This window comes from Bacillus sp. BB081, from assembly GCF_008368895.1.
Classification (GTDB): domain Bacteria; phylum Bacillota; class Bacilli; order Bacillales; family Bacillaceae_G; genus Bacillus_A; species Bacillus_A wiedmannii.
This window is the reverse complement of record NZ_QOZX01000161.1, coordinates 1-1,251: the sequence shown is the minus strand read 5'-3', so window position 1 is coordinate 1,251 and position 1,251 is coordinate 1. Positions and strand designations below refer to the sequence as shown.

1 protein-coding gene is annotated in these 1,251 nt (G+C 41.4%); it reads left to right on the top strand.

What is annotated here, in order from left to right:
• Positions 1 to 1,251, top strand: a 1,251-nt coding sequence (locus DN394_RS28830; RefSeq protein WP_149294479.1) for a DEAD/DEAH box helicase, incomplete at both ends; no start/stop codon positions are given.

Sequence of the window (1,251 nt, the reverse complement as noted above, 5' to 3'; positions counted from 1 at the left end):
TTGGAGAAGAGCTGTACAAAATTGGTAAACATAAACGCGTTCGTATTTTACCAATCTATGGTGGTCAAGATATTAACCGCCAAATTCGTGCTCTAAAAAAACACCCACACATTATTGTTGGTACGCCGGGTCGTATTTTAGATCATATTAACCGTAAAACACTTCGCTTACAAAACGTAGAGACAGTTGTTCTTGACGAAGCGGATGAAATGTTAAACATGGGCTTCATTGAAGATATTGAAGCGATTTTAACAGATGTGCCAGATACACATCAAACATTATTATTCTCAGCGACAATGCCAGATCCAATCCGTCGTATTGCTGAGCGTTTCATGACTGAGCCTCAACACATTAAAGTAAAAGCAAAAGAAGTAACAATGCCAAACATTCAGCAGTTCTATTTAGAAGTGCAAGAAAAGAAAAAGTTTGACGTGTTAACACGCTTACTAGATATTCAATCTCCAGAGCTTGCAATCGTATTCGGTCGTACAAAGCGTCGTGTTGATGAATTATCAGAAGCATTAAACTTACGTGGTTATGCAGCAGAAGGTATTCACGGTGACTTAACACAAGCGAAGCGTATGTCTGTATTACGTAAATTTAAAGAAGGTGCTATTGAAGTTCTTGTTGCAACAGACGTTGCTGCACGTGGTCTTGATATTTCAGGCGTAACACATGTATATAACTTCGATATCCCACAAGATCCAGAATCATACGTTCACCGTATCGGTCGTACTGGCCGTGCAGGTAAAAAAGGTATTGCAATGTTATTTGTAACACCACGTGAATCAGGACAATTAAAAAATATCGAGCGCACTACAAAACGTAAAGTTGATCGTATGGAAGCACCGACACTTGACGAGGCATTAGAAGGTCAACAACGTTTAATCGCTGAAAAACTTCAAAGCACAATTGAAAATGATAATTTATCATACTACAAGCGTATTGCAGAAGAAATGTTAGAAGAGAATGATTCTGTAACAGTAGTAGCTGCTGCTTTAAAAATGATGACAAAAGAGCCAGATACAACTCCAATCGCTTTAACGTCAGAACCACCAGTTGTTTCAAGAGGTGGCGGTTCTAAAAAACGCGGCGGTAACGGAGGCGGATACCGTGATGGTAACCGTAATCGTAGTCGTGACGGACGCGGCGGTGGCGATGGTCGTAACCGTGATCGCAATCGTGATGGTGGTAGCCGTGGTGGCGATGGCCGTAACCGTGATCGTGATCGTAATCGTGATGGTGGTAGCC